14 protein-coding genes and 1 tRNA gene are annotated in these 20681 nt (G+C 38.5%); 5 read left to right on the forward strand and 10 right to left on the reverse strand.

The genetic code is table 11. The features are described from left to right. Positions 1–50: 50 nt before the first annotated feature. A complete protein-coding gene (locus tag H6G79_RS33655) occupies positions 51–7151 on the forward strand; it encodes a hypothetical protein (RefSeq protein WP_242048723.1) in 7101 nt (2366 codons plus the stop codon). Between the two features lie 7 nt (positions 7152–7158). Further along, positions 7159–7929: a hypothetical protein gene (locus H6G79_RS33660; RefSeq protein WP_096585404.1), complete on the forward strand. Its 771-nt coding sequence runs from the start codon at positions 7159–7161 to the stop codon at positions 7927–7929. A gap of 1 nt (position 7930) precedes the next feature. Here H6G79_RS33660 and H6G79_RS33665 read toward each other — a convergent pair whose 3' ends face one another. Further along, the gene (locus H6G79_RS33665; protein ID WP_073597690.1) at positions 7931–8176 is read right to left on the reverse strand and encodes a hypothetical protein; all 246 of its coding nucleotides are present in this window, start codon (positions 8174–8176) and stop codon (positions 7931–7933) included. Between the two features lie 256 nt (positions 8177–8432). On the opposite strand from H6G79_RS33665, the gene H6G79_RS33670 reads away from it, so the two are divergent. Beyond that, positions 8433–9221, forward strand: coding sequence for a response regulator transcription factor (locus H6G79_RS33670; protein ID WP_096585407.1), 789 nt, complete (start codon positions 8433–8435; stop codon positions 9219–9221). A gap of 4 nt (positions 9222–9225) precedes the next feature. On the opposite strand, the gene H6G79_RS33675 is transcribed toward H6G79_RS33670, so the two are convergent. The 3 genes from H6G79_RS33675 to H6G79_RS33685 are packed head-to-tail and all read right to left on the reverse strand — an operon-like array spanning position 9226 to position 11639. After that, on the reverse strand, positions 9226–9846 hold the full coding sequence (locus H6G79_RS33675; protein ID WP_096585410.1) for a DUF6753 family protein: 621 nt from the start codon (positions 9844–9846) through the stop codon (positions 9226–9228). A gap of 55 nt (positions 9847–9901) precedes the next feature. Next, positions 9902–10708: a hypothetical protein gene (locus tag H6G79_RS33680; RefSeq protein WP_096585412.1), complete on the reverse strand. Its 807-nt coding sequence runs from the start codon at positions 10706–10708 to the stop codon at positions 9902–9904. Positions 10709–10730: 22 nt separating this feature from the next. Next, entirely contained in the window at positions 10731–11639 is a 909-nt protein-coding gene (locus H6G79_RS33685) for a chromosome partitioning protein ParA (protein WP_096585415.1), read from the reverse strand. 308 nt (positions 11640–11947) lie between these two features. On the opposite strand from H6G79_RS33685, the gene H6G79_RS33690 reads away from it, so the two are divergent. Then, positions 11948–12889 carry an Rpn family recombination-promoting nuclease/putative transposase gene (locus H6G79_RS33690; protein ID WP_096585418.1) on the forward strand — a complete coding sequence of 314 codons (942 nt, stop codon included), beginning with the start codon at positions 11948–11950 and terminating at the stop codon, positions 12887–12889. 69 nt (positions 12890–12958) lie between these two features. On the opposite strand, the gene H6G79_RS33695 is transcribed toward H6G79_RS33690, so the two are convergent. From H6G79_RS33695 to H6G79_RS33705, 3 genes are all read right to left on the reverse strand, one after another. Continuing rightward, a complete protein-coding gene (locus H6G79_RS33695; RefSeq protein ID WP_313934715.1) occupies positions 12959–13276 on the reverse strand; it encodes a hypothetical protein in 318 nt (105 codons plus the stop codon). A gap of 86 nt (positions 13277–13362) precedes the next feature. Beyond that, positions 13363–15570 carry a hypothetical protein gene (locus H6G79_RS33700; protein ID WP_190594880.1) on the reverse strand — a complete coding sequence of 736 codons (2208 nt, stop codon included), beginning with the start codon at positions 15568–15570 and terminating at the stop codon, positions 13363–13365. A gap of 557 nt (positions 15571–16127) precedes the next feature. After that, positions 16128–17312 (reverse strand): hypothetical protein, encoded by a 1185-nt coding sequence (locus H6G79_RS33705; protein ID WP_190594879.1) that lies wholly within the window; start codon positions 17310–17312, stop codon positions 16128–16130. A 516-nt stretch (positions 17313–17828) separates the two neighbouring features. On the opposite strand from H6G79_RS33705, the gene H6G79_RS33710 reads away from it, so the two are divergent. Next, positions 17829–18281 (forward strand): helix-turn-helix domain-containing protein, encoded by a 453-nt coding sequence (locus H6G79_RS33710; protein WP_045873776.1) that lies wholly within the window; start codon positions 17829–17831, stop codon positions 18279–18281. Between the two features lie 85 nt (positions 18282–18366). On the opposite strand, the gene H6G79_RS33715 is transcribed toward H6G79_RS33710, so the two are convergent. From H6G79_RS33715 to H6G79_RS33725, 3 genes are all read right to left on the reverse strand, one after another. Continuing rightward, entirely contained in the window at positions 18367–18873 is a 507-nt protein-coding gene (locus H6G79_RS33715; RefSeq protein WP_096542718.1) for a hypothetical protein, read from the reverse strand. A 278-nt stretch (positions 18874–19151) separates the two neighbouring features. Further along, a complete protein-coding gene (locus H6G79_RS33720) occupies positions 19152–20417 on the reverse strand; it encodes a hypothetical protein (protein WP_096542716.1) in 1266 nt (421 codons plus the stop codon). Between the two features lie 176 nt (positions 20418–20593). Next, positions 20594–20661: transfer RNA gene (locus H6G79_RS33725), tRNA-OTHER, on the reverse strand. Positions 20662–20681 lie beyond the last annotated feature (20 nt).

The raw sequence follows: 20681 nt of genomic DNA on the forward strand, positions 1-20681 counted from the left end.
GTCCTAAGTTATACATGATGTCTTACTCTATCATGTATATACATGGCTGATTGGCTGATTTTTCAAGATTTTTTTCTTATCCCGGTTTTCTGTTCCGTTGCTACTCACGCCCCAATATCTGGCTAGGTGAAAAATCACAATCTGAACTCGGCAAGACAGCTATATCGCAGTTACTCGCTTCATTCCCTAACGGACTGAAAGACTTTACTGAACAGCTAGAACTTGAAGCCAAAAAGCTTAAAGAAGCACAGGATGATCCTCGGCAACTTGTACAACTTTACTGCGAAAAGTACGAGAAGCGGAAAGCTTTTTTAGAAGAACAAGCAACCACACTAGAAGAACAAGCAGCAGAAGATCCAATATTAGCAGAAGAGTTAGAAACTTTGCGCGATGGCGCAGGAGCGCCCGCCATAGGCGATCGCATTACTACTGACTCGTTTATTTACAAACTCATCAAAGCTGACCTGCAAGGAGAGGGGCAACTTCTTGAAACTGAGAAAGTACAGCGCGAACTCGCTCGGTTCGTCCAAAACGAGTGGAAAGAAATCGCTATAGGCAAAACGTTAACGTTTGAGCGAGCAATGGTCATTCCCTCCAAAGACCTGCAAAATGGGGAAATTTCCATACCGCATTATCAAGACAGGGAAGAAGTTCTCAACTTCCGCTCCCCTTTCCTCAACTCAAATGGTCTGTGCGTCTCAACTAACAAAATTGTAGAAGATATCCTTGGGCCTGATGGTAAACCTCTCGCGGGTGCGATCGCTGTCTCGGACGAAACAAGCGATCGCATTTACAACCGTCTTAATGAGCAAATTAAATCTATCCTGCCAGAAGCTCAAGGAAAAAATCTTCGATTAGAAGGTATTGAAAATTACTTAGACCAAAATATTAGTAAGCTGGAAACTCAAGATAAAATCGAGTTTACTAACAAATTTAATCAGTATATTTTAGAACTAAAATCAGCTGGTTATGAATTAGAAATTCTTCCTCAAGAGTCCGAACAAGAGCGTCAAGCACGCGATTACGATGGTGATTGTATCGGCTTCGAGCGGGCAAGCAAGTATCCCAACCTAACCATCGAAGCAAAAGAGCGCAACCTTCCTGAAAACGCCTACGCTCCAACTGTCAAACTTAAAAAACAATCTTTTTACCAAAAAGATGGCAGTCAGCCAGAATTTGAGGAAATCGCCATCCACATGAGCGATGGCATTAGTGTGGGTGTTATCAACAATCACCTTACCGCAATTGAGGCGTTAGAGTCAGAAATTACGATTCTGAAAAGCTTTGGTAGCGAGAAAGACCAAATTGAATACGTACAGCAGGTAGCCAAACACTACGAAGATTTATTCAAAACAGAAGCCTGGGCAAAATCCAAGGGTATTGAAGGGAAGGAAATTCCAAGCAAGTATCGCAGTTACATGGAAGAGTTCATCAAAACTGTTGGGCAAGAACCCACCAATACACTAGTGGCGATGAACATTAATACCCAAATGTACCGTGAAATGATTGCCGAGGCAGCATTTCAAAATCAAATTGCAGTTGACCTTTTCAAAAGTGCCAAAAAACCTGAAATTGAAATTATTCGCAGCAATAGTCGGATTCTTCACCGTGAAGTCAACTATATTAAGGATAAGAAGAAAGATGTTTATATTGACAATATAATTCAACCGACGGGATACTCACCTGTTGAGTTGCTAATTGCTCAAACCAATCAGTATTTTGAAAAAGCTCGCCTAGAATCGCGTGAAATCGTTCAATTTCAAGCTTTATTTAAAGGGGTTGAATTTTCTCACGAACAGCGATTAAGAGCTACCCTCATCAAAAAAGAATTCGACAAATCATTCAACCGAGCAAGTGAGCTATCTAAACAAAAAGAAACTGAAAAAGGGCCGTCTGCAAATATTACCCTTGCTAATGGTAATCAAGTAAGTGTAACTAATCTTCTACAGTATGATAATGAATTTATCTGGAAAGCTAATACAATTACGATAAAACTATCAGAAATATCTGAAGATAAGCGCAATAATAACCGTCCACATAAATATTTAGTTTATGCTCAAATTAACGATGAAACTGAGAATGGTAAACCCAAGTTTAGAAAATTAGGAACACTGGCGAGGGAGCAAGAAAATAAACTCGAAGAGATAGGAATTACTCTTGGACAAGAAATAAAATCTAACAAAATATCATTCCAGCCTGAACTAAGCGAAGGTCAAATTAAACTTCTTTACCAAAGAGCTTACCAGATAGCCGAGGGCTTTTATAATTCGATTCCAGACGACCAAAAGCTGGCAATGGCAGCTGCCACCTGGGCGGTATCAACTACTCGTGAGAATAGTAATGATAAAAGTAGTGATCGCCAAAATAAAGTTTCTAATTTCGCCTTTGCTGCCTTTCCTCAAGAGATTATCAGTCAGTTAGATACACTCAAGTTTACCGAGTTTAGTATCACTGGATTTGACCGGAATAGTGAGTTTTTTAATAAAAATCAACCTCAGAGTATTCGATTTAATCTAGCTGAAGATGGAAAAAGTGTAATTGAAATCCAGAATCAAGAGGGTAGTTACAAAACATTTGGAAATATTGAACAAAGTAATGCCCGGCTACCAATTGGTACTATTGCTATTGGCAGTGTTGAAAAAGGTGAAGTATACACCACCTCTGTTACAACCAAAGTACCCGGATTACCAGAACTCACTTTCAAAGTAGGCGAAGTTAATAAGTTTGGAAATTCCCAAAGGTTTAATAATGAACCTGTAATGTTAACAATCGAAAAGGTTGACCTGATTCGGGAAGACTATACTATTTATCTTCAAAATGGTAATAAACCTGAAAAACTAGGCAATCTTGATAAAGAATCAATCAAAGAAGGTATTGCTCAAGGCTGGCTAGCAGAAAAGCCTGGCAATGGGCAAAAGTTACATCTTAAAATTCAAACCATTATCACTGGACAAAATGCCTATGCTATAGCAGAAACATCTCAGAGAAATCTGTTACGAATTAATATTACGAATCCAATATACAAGAAACAGGAAATTAACAACCAAGCATTTCAAGAAACTTTAGTCAGGGCATTTGATAAAAAGCACGTTTATATTGCTAAAATTGGCGACCAATCGCTCGGTATTATTGGTCAGCATAATGAACGTCTCGAAGCTGATTTAAATAAAGGGAATGTACAAAAACAGTGGCAAAGGAAAGAAACTAGCACTGTACAAAAATTAATTGATACGGGTATTATTCGCCCAAACCAACAACGAACCACTATCCCTGTACAGATTACCAGTAATGAAAGTACGTGTAAAATAACTATTGATCCAGAAACAGTACAGTATCCTGACAAATGGGTTAAACGCAGCCAGCTTATAAGTAATGAAAAGACTGTCATAACCGAGCAGCAGGAAAAACGCAACCAAATACTCGGTAAAATTAACGAACGCCCTACAATCATGTTTCAAGATAAAGAACAAAAATTAGTCGGGCTTTTAGGATTAGCAGTTGATGAAAATATAACCGAAAAAACCAAAAAGTATCTCGAAAAAATAGGAGTATCATACGAACAGCTTCCTATATCACAAGCTCGGTTAGAAGCCAAAAAAGGAATGACTGTATTCGTACTTGATGAAACTACTATCAGTAGCGAATTAAGACAAACCTTTATTAACCGTGCTGGTGGTCATATCAAAAGTGCAGACACACCGTCACAACCGACTCCAATCATTCCCCAACAAACTGTATATTTTTATAATCCAAATCAACAATATACTTCCCCCGATGGAACGCAGACAGAAACTAAAGAAGCTTTTGGATTAGTAGTTCCTGCACAAGACGCAATCTTTGTAGCCACTTGGTTAGAATCAAAATCTACTGAAAACGATTATTTTATTGAGAGTAACACAGCTACATTTATTTTTAATAAAAATGAAATTAGTGAGGAAATTAAGAAAGAATTTAATAGTTTACTTGGAGAACCTATTAATATTGGTGAAGTTGATGGTTTTGACCGCTACGAACAGCTTATTACAGAGTTAAATGAAAAAGTTACAACTGAAGGTAGTCTTTTAAAATTAAACCATATTCCAGAAAATAGTGATTACCAAAAAGCTCTAAAAGCACTTCCTAACCGTCCAAGAGAACTCAATCAAGAAGATTCTCCAGTACCAATTGTTCCTGCTAAAGCTTTATCTGAAAAGAATACAACTAATATTCAATTAAATACTAACGCCACAGTTGCAGGAATTTCACAAGTCTATCAAAACGCGGTTGAGATACAAGTAGTAAAGAATACACAATTAGAAGCTAAGAATCAACCAATATTACTACCCAACTCCCGTCAAGCCGATCCAACTAAAGCTATCGAAATATTGGGTAAGGTAAGCGAGGAAAAAGTAGACCAGCTGCGATCGCATTTTGAAACCCACCTCAAACCCATACTCGAAAATGACAAATCTAACTATGCACCACTGAGACAAGTTGCATGGGTCGGTGCAAAATGGGATTTGAAGGATAAAGACTTTAAGCCAGGGGTACAGGACGACAAGTTGATGGAACTTGTCAAACAAGTATATCCTGACGCTGATATTGTGCTGGTAACTTATTCCGAGAACCCCGGCGCTGGCATCACCTACCACCGCGATGACTCCTACGCCGCGACGGAAGCCCGCAGCATTAATATCGGAAATTCTGACTGGGGCTATCGTGCTGCTAAGGAACGAATGGCATGGACTAGGGAGGAGAATCAGGACGCACCATACCAAGAGTTTAAACTTGAGTCAGGTACAGTAACTCGCTTTAACTGCAAGAACGAACACGCTGCACTGAATACTGAGGCTGGCAGATGGTCTATCAACATCTGGTCAATTAAAAATGACCTGGGCAGAGAAAACAGCGTTCGCCAAAAATTTGAGAACTTCCTCGCTTCAAACCAACCTCCTCGTGCAGTAGTCCAAAGCAACAACGACCTCACCATTAAAGCTAACGAGTGGACACCAGGGGGAGAAATTAAAGTAGAGCGCAGTTATACCAGCCTCAGAGAAGTCGCCCAAAACATACCCTCACACCCTTCAAACCAACCAACTGTCGAAGAAATTATCGCCATCGGCAATTCCACTGCGGCACGCGCTGCTAATCCTCAGATTCCAGACAACGCGACTATATCTGGAAAACCAGTTCCAATGGTTTATTCGCTGCATCTGCACGGCAAAGCTGCCACAGTACCAGTTAACACAACCATCGATGCTATGCGCGGACACGGTAGGATACACACTACCAGAGGTGTAGACTACCAAAAAACTTATGGTATCAATGAGGGAGATATTGCGATCGCCCAAGGTAAAAACGGCGAGCAAGTTGCTTTTCGGGTAGGTAAGCAGTACAAAATTACCACCCAAATGATTCAAGACCCAAGTTACCAGCAAGCCTGGGCGAGATGGGAGAAGCATTCACCAAAAGAACTTACCCAAACTCAAGCGAGTAAGAGTCAGGTATATGGCTTATTCATGGAGCCACTAGGAGATTATGTCAATGGCAAAATTGTTCCGTTCCCAACCATCCAAAAACAACCTGCAACACCAGTAAATATCAGCCCAGACTCTAAAGATGGGCTGGGAGTAGCACTCAGCCTTGCCACTGCACTCGCCAGAGAACAAGGCAAGCTGCAAAACGATTACCAAGTTTCAGTCAAAAATAATCCAGAAGCCCCCGCCGGGCAGTATGGATTAGAAACCCATGTCCAAAAACCTCAAGGGGTAGCATACGCATCCGCCGAACACGCATTTAATCACCAAAAGCAGTTGCATCCATCAGTTGATGAATACCAGCTAATGGTAGAAGTGCTTCAAGCTAAACTCGAACAACACCCCCGGCTAACTGAGGCGATCGCCAAACGCGGGGGAGCCGATTGGTTAGAGAACTGTACAAGCATTACTAATGCTCAGGATCAACAGTGGCAGGGTAAGGGTAAAGAATCCGCATTTATTCAAGCCCTTAGCGAAGCATATATATATGTAGTTACAAAATCACAACAAACTACAGTACAAACACAGCAGGACAAGTCCCAACAGACTGCTGTGCGGCCCACAAATCCACTGTCCCAACTTGAACCTATAAACGCCGCCGTCGCTGAACACATGAAAAAAGACATTGCGATGGCCCAAATAGCTACCCAGTTTATCGGTAAATCAGCTGCACCTCCCGTTACACCTTCAAGCACTCGAAATTACGAGCAAGCATGGGGGGAACGCGCCAACACAGGAAATTACTCAAAAGAAGACATCATTATGGTGTCCGGATCTGGCCCGTGGCGCGGAGTAACAAGCGAGCAAATTACCCAAACATTTGAAAATCACTATGAACCCTTACTTGATAAAGCAATAGCAGCGAAAAGCTCTTTTCTAGTTGGAAACGCACAAGGAACTGACCAATTAGTTCAAAATTATCTTCAAGAAAAAGGGTACAAAGTAGAACAAACTTCCCAAGGATACGCAGTATTTAATCCTGTAGAAAACACCAAAGTTAGTAGCGATATTATTTCTACCAATACACAAGTATCAGATAACTTATTAATTGCTAAAGACAAGAGCATTTTCTCTCCACAACAAAGCCAACAACCAAATATTGACCAAGCAATCGCATTACCTGCTCAAGCAAAAATACAGCAGGTTGGAGCGATGGATAGCATTATCGAGCGGATGAAAGCTAATACAGTGCAAAATCTCCAAGACTGGTATATAGCGGCTGAAAAACTCGGTAAATCAGACACATATCTCAATAGAATTCAAGAGATAACTAATTTATATATTCAAGAAAATATTAGTCTTGAGAATGCTTTTAAGGCAATGGAACAAGACATTAAAGAATTAGAAAAAATTAATGAGATGACCAGTCTTGCTCAACGTGTAGTTAAGACAATTGGGCAAGAAGATATTAATGGCATTATGACAGTCCAAACAGAGAAATATCAGATTGCCACTCAAACTCAAAACCAAACTTATCTAGTTAAAGATAAAAAAGATAATATCTTGTTATATGTTAAACAAGGAAAAACTCAAGTAAGTAACATTAGTGATGAAACATTACAAGATTTTCAAGTTATGAGCGATCGCATCAATAATGCACTCAAAGATGTCAAAAAATATTTAGTAGAGAGGTAATTTTAGTATGAAAGAACTAATCGAACTTCCAGTAGAAGGTTTAACTCCAGCAATGCAAGCTTGTCTCCTCAGAGAATTAATCGCACAGCTTAATATACCTGATGAGAAATTTGAAGAATATGCAAAAAATCCTCCAACTGCTGAGGAACGACAAGAGGCTGTGTTAAAGTTAAATTCAGAAATAAATAGAATCAGTGAAATAGCACAAGAGGAAGTCAAGTTAAGCTCCACAGAAATTGAACCTGTCAATTTTGTTAATCCAGTTAGTCCAGAGTCATCTTTACAACCCGAAGCCAGCCAGTACTCAGAAACGAAAATTCAACCAGAAGTTCTAAAACACCTCACAAATAAAAATGACGACAATAATGGCAACCTAGTAGAAGAATGTCAACACGATAAAGTGCAATCTTTTATCGCTAATTTACAAATTCAACAATTTGTTATTCCTGTAATTTTAGATCGCTTAAATATATTTGGAAAACCAGACAAAGAGACAGAAAGTATCATTTATAAAAGTGAGGCATATACTGCAAGTCTAAAATCAGAAGAAGATTCACAAACTCTTAGCCTTGATAGAAATTCGCCTGATTCAGAAGCAAGTCAAGAAGCACTTCTAGCATCTCGTAATAATAGCTCAGAGAATTACTCTATCATCATCAATAACCTTACCCATAATGAATTTGAACGGTTTAAGGCTCTGTTCGATGAGCAACAAGCACGCTGCGAACAGAACCAACAACAATTCAAAAACCAGGATGCTGTTCAAGAGACAGATTAAATTAAATCAACCCAAAACACACACCATACGAAAAAGCTATAAACCCCAAAACTAGCTTGTTATTAAAACTCAAGGGAGTTTTGGGGCAAATAACAACCGCAACAGAAAAATAGTAAAAAGACGCAGTAAAGTCAAACAAACTTGTCGGGTTAACAGGTAATCTGCCTAACCCGACCAAACATAGCATTCCTATTAAAGACCAAACAATAATATTTTCTATCCATCCTAAAAGTTGATTTAAATTCATAAAAAATCGTTTATTACTCCCTAAGTTTGATAAATACTATTAAAACTAAAACTGATCAATAAAATTGCCTAGTCAATAGATTGCTTAATGAAAACTACACAAACCATCCAATCACTTTGTAAATTTTTTAAAATTAAAAATAAAGTTTTTAAATAAGCTGATTAATTTATAGTAACTGTAAAGATTAAGAAACAGTAAAAAGTAAGTGGTATAAGTATTATTATCAGGGACAATACTAAACCAAACAGTATGTAATATGAAACCTATTAATGTTGTCATCATTGAAAATGAGAACATATCTAGGGTCGGTGCGGCGACGATATTATCTGAAACTGGTAAAATCCAGGTATGTGGCCTTGCTAAAACCGGAAAGGAAGGAATAGAAATTGTTGACCAACAAAAGCCAGATATCGTGGTGATAAATATTGATTTACCTGATATCAATGGCACTGATGTCATAAGTTTAATTAAATGCAAACACACGTCAATTAAAATAGTGGTTATGACTGCAAATAGCAGCCGAGATACCATTAACGCAGCAATTAGTAATGGCGCAGACTGCTATTACTGTAAAAATAATGCCAGAGAAGAAGTAGGAGAAAGATTCATTGAAGCAGTAATGGCTGCATACAATAATGAATCATGGATTGACCCAACTATTAATCGCATTTTGATTGATAATCTTAGGTCAAATGACACAGCCGATAAAAATTCACTAGATTTGTTAAGTGATTTCTCTAATAAAGAAATTACAGTTCTCAAATTAGCGGCTGGTGGCATGAAAAATAATGAAATTGCTAATGTCATGTATGTTTCCGAAGGTACAGTCAGGTCATATTTACATAATTCATTTATCAAGTTAGGAGTCAAAGATAGATTAAACGCTATCCGGGAAGCTATCCGCCTGGGAATCCTCAGCTTTGCAGACATGAAAATCGAAGAAGAAGTTACTCAAGAAACCCACACAAGAGTCAAAACCAACCAAAATGGTCAAAAGGATACAGCTAAAACAAGTAATAAGGGATACAAAGGCTGGGTTGCCTAAAAAATTAATCAACTGCAATTATGCAGCCGCCTGAATACTTCTTCTGCTGGCGGCAAGTTTTAATGATGGCAGCGTTTCTAACATAAATACTACGTGCTACCTTACCTTCATTGGATTTAGCCCAATCCAGAAGCTTTTTATCTTCAGGTTGTAAAATAGCAGTTCCAGAAGCCGCCTGCTGAAAAGTTACACTTTCAGCAATAGTTTTGTATGTAAAAACACCAATTGCAGATCCCAAAGCCAGTACAAAACCCAACACTCCCGCTACTTGTGCCAATCGCCAATTACTTACACCCAAGAGAGGCAATGCCCCACCAGCTTGCTTAGTCATCTTAATTAGATCCTTAGCGGCTTGGGCGATCGCACTTTTTTGTTGTTGTATTGCCACCTTAGAAGCACTATTTAACTTATCGTCTACCATGTCAGTCCAACCCACCACAAGCGAGTCAAGCCTACCAGGTAGTTGCTGCAACGCAAATTGGGTTGTACCTAGTTCCGCATATAGGTTAAACAAGGGGTCATCAGGTCGAACACCCAATTTAAGTATCCAATCAGTGACCTCTGCTTTCTTTTCTTCAGAATATTCTGCAATAACTTTTTCAACAACTTTTGCAATATTGGTCATGGGTTGTTTAAATAGTTAATTTAAAACCTCACTGTCAATTTGGTAAAGCTAATACTTACCATTCCTCAGATTCAATATCTTCATTTACATCAAAATTGGAAGGATGTTGTTGATTTGTACCTACAGAAGCTAGTTCTGTACAGTGATTACCTAATCCTAAATAATTCAAAGCAATCTCATTAGAAACAATAGAATTATTAAAATTCTCTATCCAGTTGAATACTATCGAACGCTGAATAGTATTAAGAGGGGAGTCAGTTTCAATAAGTTGAGCATAGGGTAAACCAGTATCCTCAAGCAACTGGTAAAAGTCGTTATGCAACCCGCCCAAAACTAGCTCCAAACCATTTAATTTTTTAATATCGGCTTGGAATTGACTACCTTCATAGTATCGAAATTGCTTGCCAAAGTAATAATTTTTGATAACAACATAGTCAACTTGACTACCAAAATGGTTGTATAAATCCTGAAGATAATCTTCAACACAGTCTTTACGATGTGATATCGGGTGCAAGAAAGTAACGCGATATCCGAGATGGTTAAGATTTTCTATCAGTGCAACATCTTTATCAAAAAACTTGAACTCTTGATGGTTTTGACCTGGCATATCTGTCAAAACTACATCAATATTTGGAAACATTTCTAAGTCCAGTAATAATCTATCCGAATCGCCCCTAGACAATCCCAAATGGTTTATTTCAAAACCTTTTGATTTATACATCGATAGCTTATTACGATAACCGTGGTAGAAAACCCGCGCATTGCATTTACTTTTCAAGTACAATTCCAGCAAGAGCCGAGAAACTGTGGACTTACCCACACGAGCATCACCCGATGTAATTACAAAACGCTTTCCAAACATAAAAACCAAGCAAACTATTCAATTAAGCAGCTATATCTTCAGATGGTAAATTTGCATCTTGGTTTTTAGCTTTTTCTTTTTCTTCGTTTTCTCTAAGCTCTTTAGATTTTTCCACAACTGCTGGGTAGTAACAGTCATCTGGTTGTATATCAAAACCTAATAAATTAAATGCTGGCTTAATTTGCGCTTCAAACTCACCAAGCCAAGATTTAATTCTTGACTTAATTACAATATTTGTTTCTTTATGAGTCTGACCTTCATTAAAGGTTAAAGCATGACGGTCAAGAAAGTCATAAGACTTGTAGAATAAATCTGGCATTAAAAGTTCTATCAGACCTTCTGCAAGCATATTCTGACGTAAGGAAGAGTCATTATATCGCTCAAATTTTTCTTCTTCACCATGAAACAGATTTTTGACAACAATATAATCTACTTGGTTTTTACAAAGCTCACGAAGTTTTTCTAAAACATTTATAGAGTCAAGAACTCTACTAATGACTGAAACCATTGTCACTCGACAATTAATTTCAGTTTTCAGAACTTCAAAAAATGCAAGCTCTTTGACATAACTTTCAAAAAAACCTCCAGATTGTGCAGGTAAGTCTAATAATGTGATAGGACAATCACTCTCATCTAGATTAATTAATAAATCATCAGCACCACCTCTATGAAAAATATCAATATAACGTATTATAGGGCGGTAATCTTTTTGAAAATATCTTTCTATCTGAGGATTCCTTAAGTCAGCTTCATAAGCAACACAGGGTAAATTTTTATTAATGTAAAGTTGAAATATTGCTCGTGCAAAGGTACTTTTACCCACGCCACCTTTATCACCTGTTATAATTATCAGTCGCTTTTGAGGCTTATCATTAGTATTGGAGGAAGTATTGTTTGACATGGCTGGTTGTTCTTTATTTTTTCTTGTCATAATATTATTTACAAAGTACCTAAACTTTGTTGTGTTAGGTTAATGTCAATCTAACTTTTTAATTTATAAACAAAAATCAATAAATTAATGAAATAAAGAAATTAGCAACTATATTACTCAATAAATTTTTCCTAATTTATTTTGAATAAACTACTTTGAGTATGTAATCTCTTGTTCAAAAAGACAAGCAACAAAATTCCACATTAAACCAACATTTGTTGTTATGTAAATTAGTCATAAATTTTATGTCGTTTAAAGTTACTTGACTTTCAAAAAGGGGATTATGATATTTTGATTGGAAATAATCTATGAATGAAGTACGAGCTGATTACGATGGTGCTTGGAAGGAAGGTGTAGAACAATATTTTGAGGCGTTTCTTGCATTCTTTTTTCCAGATATTCAAGCAGAAATTGACTGGGAGAGAGGCTATGAATTCCTCGATCAAGAATTGCAGCAGTTGATGAGAGAATCTGAAATTGGTAAACAATTCGTCGATAAGCTAATCAAAGTTTGGCTAAAAAATGGAAAGGAAACTTGGTTGCTTATTCATCTAGAAATCCAAAGCCAAGTAGATCCCAACTTCACTAAACGGATGTTTTCTTACCACTACAGAATATTTGACCGTTATAACCAAGAAGTTGTTAGCTTGGCAATTCTGGGGGATAATCAAGCCAACTGGCGACCACAAGAGTATAGTTATGGTCGTTGGGGATGTCGCCTTAGTCTTCAATTTCCCATTGTCAAGCTACTGGACTATGAATCTCGTTGGTCAGAATTAGAACAAAGTGATAGTCCTTTTGCCGTTCTGGTGATGGCGCACCTGCGGACACAAGCGACAACTCAAGATTTAACTGGTCGTTTGCAGTGGAAGTTGAGCCTAATTAAACGAATGTATGAGTTAGGCTATAGTAGAGATAAAATCCAGCAAATATTCCGGTTGCTAGATAGATTAATGACTCTACCACCGGAGTTAGACTTAAATTTCAAAGCAGAATTGGAGCGTTTTGAGGCTGAACAAAAAATGACATACATGACAAGCATAGAACGCATAGGTATAGCAGAAGCTACCCAGAAATATATTGCTCAAATCCTAACAATTCGATTTAAAGATGTTTCTACTGAATTAGTAGAAAAATTAAATAAATTATATGATATTGAGTTATTGAATCAATTGTTAGAAAAAGCAGTAACTACAGGTTCAATATCTGAGTTTGAGCAACAATTAAGTCAGGAAGATACAGATACATAGTGTTAAAGTTGCACGGAACGCTGGCCGTATAGTCATAAATTCTAACTATCAACTAACTTTTTTTTACTTTCAAATACAAATTAATTCCCCAATCAAATCTGCTGCCCGCTTTCCATATTTTTGCTGAATAGCGTCCCTGTACGGCAAGCAATCTTCACTTAAAAAGTCGCGGATAAATAGAGAAAAATCAAATCCTCTTTTCGAGTCCACGTATTCTGCTAATTCAATATTAAACAGTGATTTAAATTCATCCTCTCTTTGTTTCAGTGCTGAATATTTAGTTAAATTGTTGGCTTGGAAGATTGGTTCAACTGCTTGATTAAACAGTTTTTCCATTAAAATATCTTTCATATCTCCTTCTATATTTTTGTACCAAATTTTACTCACAAGTATAATAACTTCTGTAAAGCTGAATCACCTCTTTTTGTGCAGTTAAAGTCTAAAATACCAAACATCTTACCGCCTGATGTCCCTCATCTTTCCCAAAATTTTTCGCTCTCTAACTCCAAGGAAAATGGTAAACATCCAGGATTGGCAGCCGCCCACTCCTTAGCTTCTGCAATTAAAGTTTCGTTACCCGAATCGAGGTAGAATTGCATTTTGGCACTTTGCTCTAAGTGATCGCGTTCTTGAGTGCTGAGAATATGTCCCGTGATTACGCAGTATTGGCGCACCTTAGCCTTAGCTTGGGTTAAAGCCATTAGCCGTAGTTTTGTCACTCGCTTGAGTTCCTCAATGCGGTAGGAAGCATCAGCAGTCTCGTCACCAACAGATGCACCGTGCAAGCCGTTGTTAGGGTTTTGGAGTGGTTGTTCTAGTGGAACCGCAGCAGGTATCGAAACTACACCCAGCCCGTTATCCTCCGTGTTAGATAAGTTTTGATTATCAACTTTTGACGACGTGCCGGAGCTACACAGGTATATAAAATCCTGATGAGAACTGAATTCATTTGATTGTAAAATATTTGTATGAACTGAATTCTCTAATTGATTACTGGTTTTATTTAAATTAATTTCAGCAGTATTAGAAGAATTTATGAATTCAACATTTTCCGCTTCCGCAGACTGGATTAGAGCTGAGTCTGACTGAGAAACATCGGGTTGTTCAACTACCTCTGCTGACGCCAGCCCTTGGAGGGCTGTAGCAGCAGGAGATAAAAACTTACAAAAAACCTTCATATAGAAAGAATGAACGTAATTACTTATTCCACAAGGATTTTGAGTATCGTGTTTTACAAATGAGCTTTGAGATTCGTAAAATTGCCCGTTCTCGCTTGATTCATAAGGGTTGAAGCTATTTTCTGCCCAAGGGTCTAAAATGTAGCGTGTGGGATGCCACAAATGTAAGTGCTTTTGTAGTGTCTCTTGAGAGACAGTTTTGTTAAAGCGGCGTTTATACTCAGCACGTATAGCTTTTGCCCGTTCAGTAGCCCCAACTGGTAACCCACTATCCCACTCTATTGCTGTTACTACTATCTGGATGCGTCTTTGGGCTTGTTGGCTACGTTCCCAGTTCTGCTGGTGGCGGCGGTCAAATAAAATTACGTTATCTTTGGGTTCATCGATCCTACTAACACCTGCTATGGCTTCTCCAAACGTATTAGCGAATGTACCCAACAGTCGTTCGGGATAACTAACGTATGCACTGTACCATTTGTTACGAATTGTGCATTCTACCCAATGCCGTACTCTAGCTTCGATTTCATGTTGGTGTCGGCAATATTGCTTATAGCCAGGGGCGTTGATTGCGGTGGAGAGGCAAAATTCGACTAATTTATTGCCTCTTAAGTCTAGAAAGACAATTCCGTAGCCTGCAAAGATTTGTAGGAGGGTGTTTGTTTGTCCTTGTCCCGTCCAACCGATCGCTATTGTTTCTTCCCAGTTGGCACGCCACTGTGCAGCATCAGCAGACTCTTGCTTACGATATCTCTCCTGTGCAATTTGTTTTTTGGCTTTGTTCGCTACCCGTTTTAATTTGGTTAAATCTTGCCGACTGGCTGCGCGATCGCAATAGTCGAGGAAGATAGAAACGGAATCGCTAATTGGTTGTAAGTCATCATCAAGTAAAAATGACCCACTACCCGGTTGCATGGGACAACGGATGGCTTTGTAGTTGGTTATTTGTTTGGCGCTATATGGTTTAGTGTTGGGGAAGATTTCTAGGTGTCCTTGACGCAGGATAAAGCCTGCATTTCTCAAGGTAATTTCTAAGGCGCAGGCTATAGCAAAGGTTGGCAGGGGAGATGCAAAGTTTAAGATCAAATGATAACCACCACTAAAGCTGGACTGGAGAATGACGATATCGACTATGCCAATGTCCTCTAGTGCGGCTTTGATGCGATTTATAGATTCAATGTTATGGTAGTCGCCAAAACAGTCTAAATCGATTGTGGCGTAACGGGTTGTGTTGTCAAAACGCAGACCTACTAATTTTGACTTATCTTGGTGCAGCTTCCACAGTTGGGAAGGTTGCAGGTAATGGTCGATAGTACGCCATGCTGGTTTTGCACCTTCTACTAAAGAAGGGGCAACTATCGCCCCAAATGGATGCCAAAAACGCTCTACGTAGCGTTTACCCAAAGATTCTGCGGGTAGGTGGGGTTTGATTTTCTTTTTTGCAGGCTGTGAAAGACTTAATTGGGGCCTGTTATCAACATCTGCCCCGAAATCTTCTTGGAACATGAGTGACTGTCCTGATGGTTTTAGTGCATCAGGTAGCCTCGCTGTTGATCAAAATGTGTTAGCCTAAATTTGAAATTTTTGTTTTATTAAGAAGCGGTTGGTTATCCGCTTGTTGGAGGCGACTGGTAATCGTCTCATGGTTGAAAGCAAACAGAGGTTATACTTGTTTAGGCTTAGACATACGTAGGCTTAGGCTAAGATTTAGTCCAACACGCTTCACCAACAACAATGCGGCTACCCAACTTTTTTTTGAGAGATTTTTAAGTACGTCAGTTCTAGCGAAGTTGTGACTAAATCTAGAAAATAGTTTTGGAATAAGAATGCAAAGCTAGTAACACCTAAAAGTGTCACCAAAAACTGACAGAGGTTAGTACAATGGGTGAAGATGAAATTACACTCCACCAACGAATTTAAAGACAAAAAACAGTCAAATATATCCATACGAGTTCAGCACCCAAAATATGAACTCGTACTGCAATCAGTATTGAGATGCTAATCTATTAGGTAACGTTAAATTGTGGGATAAATTCTCTGCTAGATTAACTGCTCACAGCTACCTATGCAGCACGAATATTATCCTTTTTTCTATTTGTAGACACTTCCATTGCTTTCATTTGGCTCTTATAGTCCTCCCAAGTTTTTTCAAATACGTCAGATTCATACATCCGCAATAAAACCTCCTCTTTATCAGTTAAATTTGGTAGTTTTAACAATTCAGCTAAAGATACCTGAACTGGAAAAACATCTCTAAACTTTTCCATTAAGTGAAGAATTCTTGCTCTCTGTTCCGCAGATGGTTCATCTTGCAAATCCGCATCAATCTGTCGCGGACGTAGATTCACAATTTCTAGGTTCATATTTACTAAATTCCTCAATCCAAACACAACAAATTCATTAGTTATACCAATAACACGCCCCACAATTTCCAACTCTGTCCGCAGTCTTTCCTTAAATTGATATACTTGACCAACTTGGAAACGCCGAAACGGATTGCGATCGCCATTCCGCATCCAAGCGATACCATCACTTATACTACCTATCTCGCCTGCTTCAATTAGGTCTATAACCTGGTTACAGATATCTTGATTGCAAACGAACTTGTACGCTGCATCAATACTTCGGTTAAATTCCGCCTCCAGTGCAATAACTGCCTTAAATTTTTGCAAATCTCTTAATTGAGAAATATATTCAAATACTTTTTTACCCTTGTGATAACTGCCAACACTTATCCTTAGATTCTCCGATACCTCCTGAATCACAGGTTTACCCTTATTTAATTGAGCTTTATTCTCATCTATCGAAGTGTTCAAATTTGAATACTTCGTTTCATTCAAACGACGTGCACTTTCCCGTTGTCTTTCTTTCGCTTGGGGACGAAGTACGCTTTCCCAGTACTGCCCCTCGTGAAATTTTTGGTAATGAGTCTTCCCGCCTTCGCGGTGGAGATTAAAATCAAGCACTAATTTCAAATCTTCTTCAGGCGAACTAGACTCGACAAATTCTACTTTCACAGCAGAAATTCCCAACTGGCGGGCTATCTGCAAACGACACTTGCCTGCCAAGACGACATTTACACCTGTGCGTGCAGATACCTTTAAAGATTCCAGAATCCCTTTTTCCGAGATACTTTTTTCTAAAGCTGGACGCTTCTCATTTTCACCATATATTTCTATCAGCTTCGGATGAACGACCAACTCCGCAGGAGAAATATATACAATTGCCGGACTATGCACCTCAGACATATTGATACTCCGGGTCACAAATTGCCTAAAAAAGATAAGTTCAATTTTGAAAAGCCTGAGCAGAAAGCAGGAAAACTCAAGCAGCAGGACTGATGGCACTTTCTACAGTGAAAGTGATATTATTAAAAAATAATTAATTTTTGTAAATAATGAACAATTAATTATCAAACAATCTCCCGAAGAGAATTTTTGCAGTAGAAAACTATTATTATTAACCCATTTAAAACCAATTTCATTGAAGAGATATTTTTTGGTGTTATTTTTGGGAAAAATACATCTACCGAAAGAAAGATTTGTAAAACTGGCTAAACTCATGATATGATGTCTCTAGTTAATTAAATTGACAAAACAATGTTCCGCCTTGTTTTACTAACAGGTGGGCTTGTTTTCTCCTCAAAGCCCTGGTGCAAACAGGGCTTTGGGTGGGTTTTTAGAAAAAATGAACGCTACAAAAAGAGTATATCAGGCTTCATTCCATTTGGCAAAATTGTACAGTAAAGAGGGGTAAATTTTTAGATGCCTCATCTTCAGATATTAAATTCTCTTGAAAAACAAGCACTAGAACACATAGCGGCAACGAGCAGCGATGAAGTTAGCAAAAGAGCGAAAATTCTGCTAGGGCTAAACGAAGGCAAAAAATATGTAGCTTTAGCCCAAGAGATTGGTGTAACCGAAAACTCAATAGCAAAGTGGAAGAAAAGATGGACATCAAGTACCATCTTGTCAGAAACCCAAGAGTCGGCGATCGCAAAAGCTAATGAAGTATTGGGTGTCAACGTAGGCAGACCTAAGAAGTGCAAAAGTACAGAGGCAAGCAAAATTGTCGAAATCAGCGAATGGAGCAAGAACCGAAAACCTAGTCGCTCAAAGCACCACTACCATATGCAGGTAGCAGAAGAAGCCGCTAGGAGAGGTTTACCAACACTATCGCCCAGAAGTATAGGACGCATTTTAGAAGCTCAACCTTAATAGAAAGAGTCATCAAGCAAATATTATCCTAGCCCAAGGGAGTAGTTTTGCAATCCCAGTTTTTACCGAGGCTTTTCATCACACTCTAAGCAAGCATTTCCACACACTTGACCACTTGAGCAGAGGTCACTTGTTGCGCGATCAGAAAATCAACGAGTCCATCAAGTTTTTTACGGTTGTAGACGGTAGAATAGCCTTGGATTCGGCGTTCTTTGCAGAACTGTCGCAGCTTCCGTGCACCTAAATCCAAAAGCTTCTCCCTTTCTTCCATAACATCTACCAGCACAAGCTGTCTGGCTTCATCCACAATCCCAGTTTCAACAACTGGCGGCGCAGTTTCAATAATCGAAGATTCTGGTTTAGAAAATTCTTCCCGAACAGAAACAGCACCAACACCAGTCAAATCACCCTGAGTATCCAAAACAGGCAACTCTTCAGAAATCACCCCAGTACTATTAGTAACTGGAAGTGATACTGATTGAGCAGGGACAAATATCACATAGAAGATTGGGAAGACCATCAAAAACAACTCGATTGGAAACAAAACATCGTTAACAGATTGCACAAAAGGCGATATTGCAAAAGCAGACATAGTGTGATTCCTCCATGAATTACTGATGGGCGGCGTTTAGCGGCTTACCACCCAGTAGCGGGGGAAACCCCCGTACTGAGTGAAAGCTTTTATACGTATCCCAAGCAATCGCAGGAGGAAGGAGGATAAATTGCCTTTTTAAGCAATTAGATGAACTCAGTTTTCCAAAATTTGCAGTTGTTAAATTGGATAAATTACCAGTTCAAGATACAGAAATTGCAAAAATGCGAAATGCGATTTTACCGACTTGCACCCGCAGCTTTTAGAAACTTCCTTATTCATCCCAGCACTCCAGATTTTTTACTCTTAAGGTAGTTAACGTAGCTAACCAAGTTGTAGTTATATCTAAGTTCTTGAGGAACGAAAGTTGAGTAGGGATGCAGCGATACACCATCACGACGAAAGCGATGACAGGGCGCATATATATCAAAAAAGATAGATATTTCATCACCATCAACTTCGATTTGAGCTATGCCCTTGAGTTCCTTTACAAACTCTAAAACTCGTCCTGATGCTACATAGTCAAAGACCACTACATTTCGAGTACGGAAATACTGAATGTAAGAAAGAAGTTTCGCTTCCATATCAAGCTCAAGCAGTCTGTCAGAATGTTTAAGCAAGATACCGGAATAGGAAAAAGAAAACCTACGGTTAGCGTATTCATCCCACAAGATAAGATTGCCGTAAAATTTGTAAATATTCGCTTGATTGGACGATATTTCTCTATTTAAATTTTCGACAACAGCATCATCTTCAAATGGAAATAACGCCTTACGTTCATCCCATTGTTTATCTGGACAGCAACTATGTTCTAAACATCCATATGGATGAATCCCACAAACAATATTATTGGCACCATGCAGTAACTTACACCCAGCACATACTTGTAAATAGCAAGAACTAAATTCTTCGCTATTAACTGCATTAATATAGCGTCGGTGTATATCTAAATGCTCCTCTAAAGCTTCATAAGGTAAAGGTTTATATGAGGAGAATGTTTGTCCAATTAATCTGTCTGGATCGGTTTCATCATAGATTACTGCCAAGTCGTCAATTTGCTGAGAACGTAATTCTTCGTAAAGTAGGAATTTCCGATATGGTTCTTCCTCAAATCTAGAAACAACCAAGCACTTTGAATCAGGATGTCCCTCAAAATTCATCACCTTGTAAGTGTAAATTAAAGGCAGACAATCAGATTTTTCAGAGTTCTCAGCTTTTGTTAATACAAGCGGTTTTATGTCAGCTATTTTTGCAGTTTCTCTACTCGAATTAGTTTCCTCCGATTCTTCAACAATGCTTAAGAAAGCACCGCCCAAGGAAGCAAGAATAATTCCGGTAAAGCCCAATACAATAGCACCAGTGCCAATATAGGCAATTTGTCCAGAGCGTTCTTTCTCAACTATTGGGAATCCGCCCCTAGCTAAGTACAATAAGCCCAAACCAGAAAAAGTTGCTATAGTGCCTAAAGCAATAGCAGTCAAAGACACCATTCCAAAAGCAGCATTAAGGTTTCTCAAGCCATTAAACGCAAACTTCTTCAACATAATTCATCCCTCCAAAATGCAGGTCACAAGATTTTTAATTACTCTCGCCCCGGCACAAATTGGGATTTGCTGAGAATTACACCACTAACCTACCCCTTACTCTATTAACAATTCCACAACTATTTAATAGATATGTACTCGTTAATTTTCAGTCTCAGTAGTAGTTTCATTCCCAATGGTGATAGCAAGAATCGAACTTGCTTTGTTGCTTAAAACAACAATCTAACCGAACTGAAATATCACCAAATCACAATATATAGAAAT

The sequence above is a fragment of the Anabaena sp. FACHB-83 genome, assembly GCF_014697485.1.
GTDB lineage: Bacteria > Cyanobacteriota > Cyanobacteriia > Cyanobacteriales > Nostocaceae > Nostoc_B.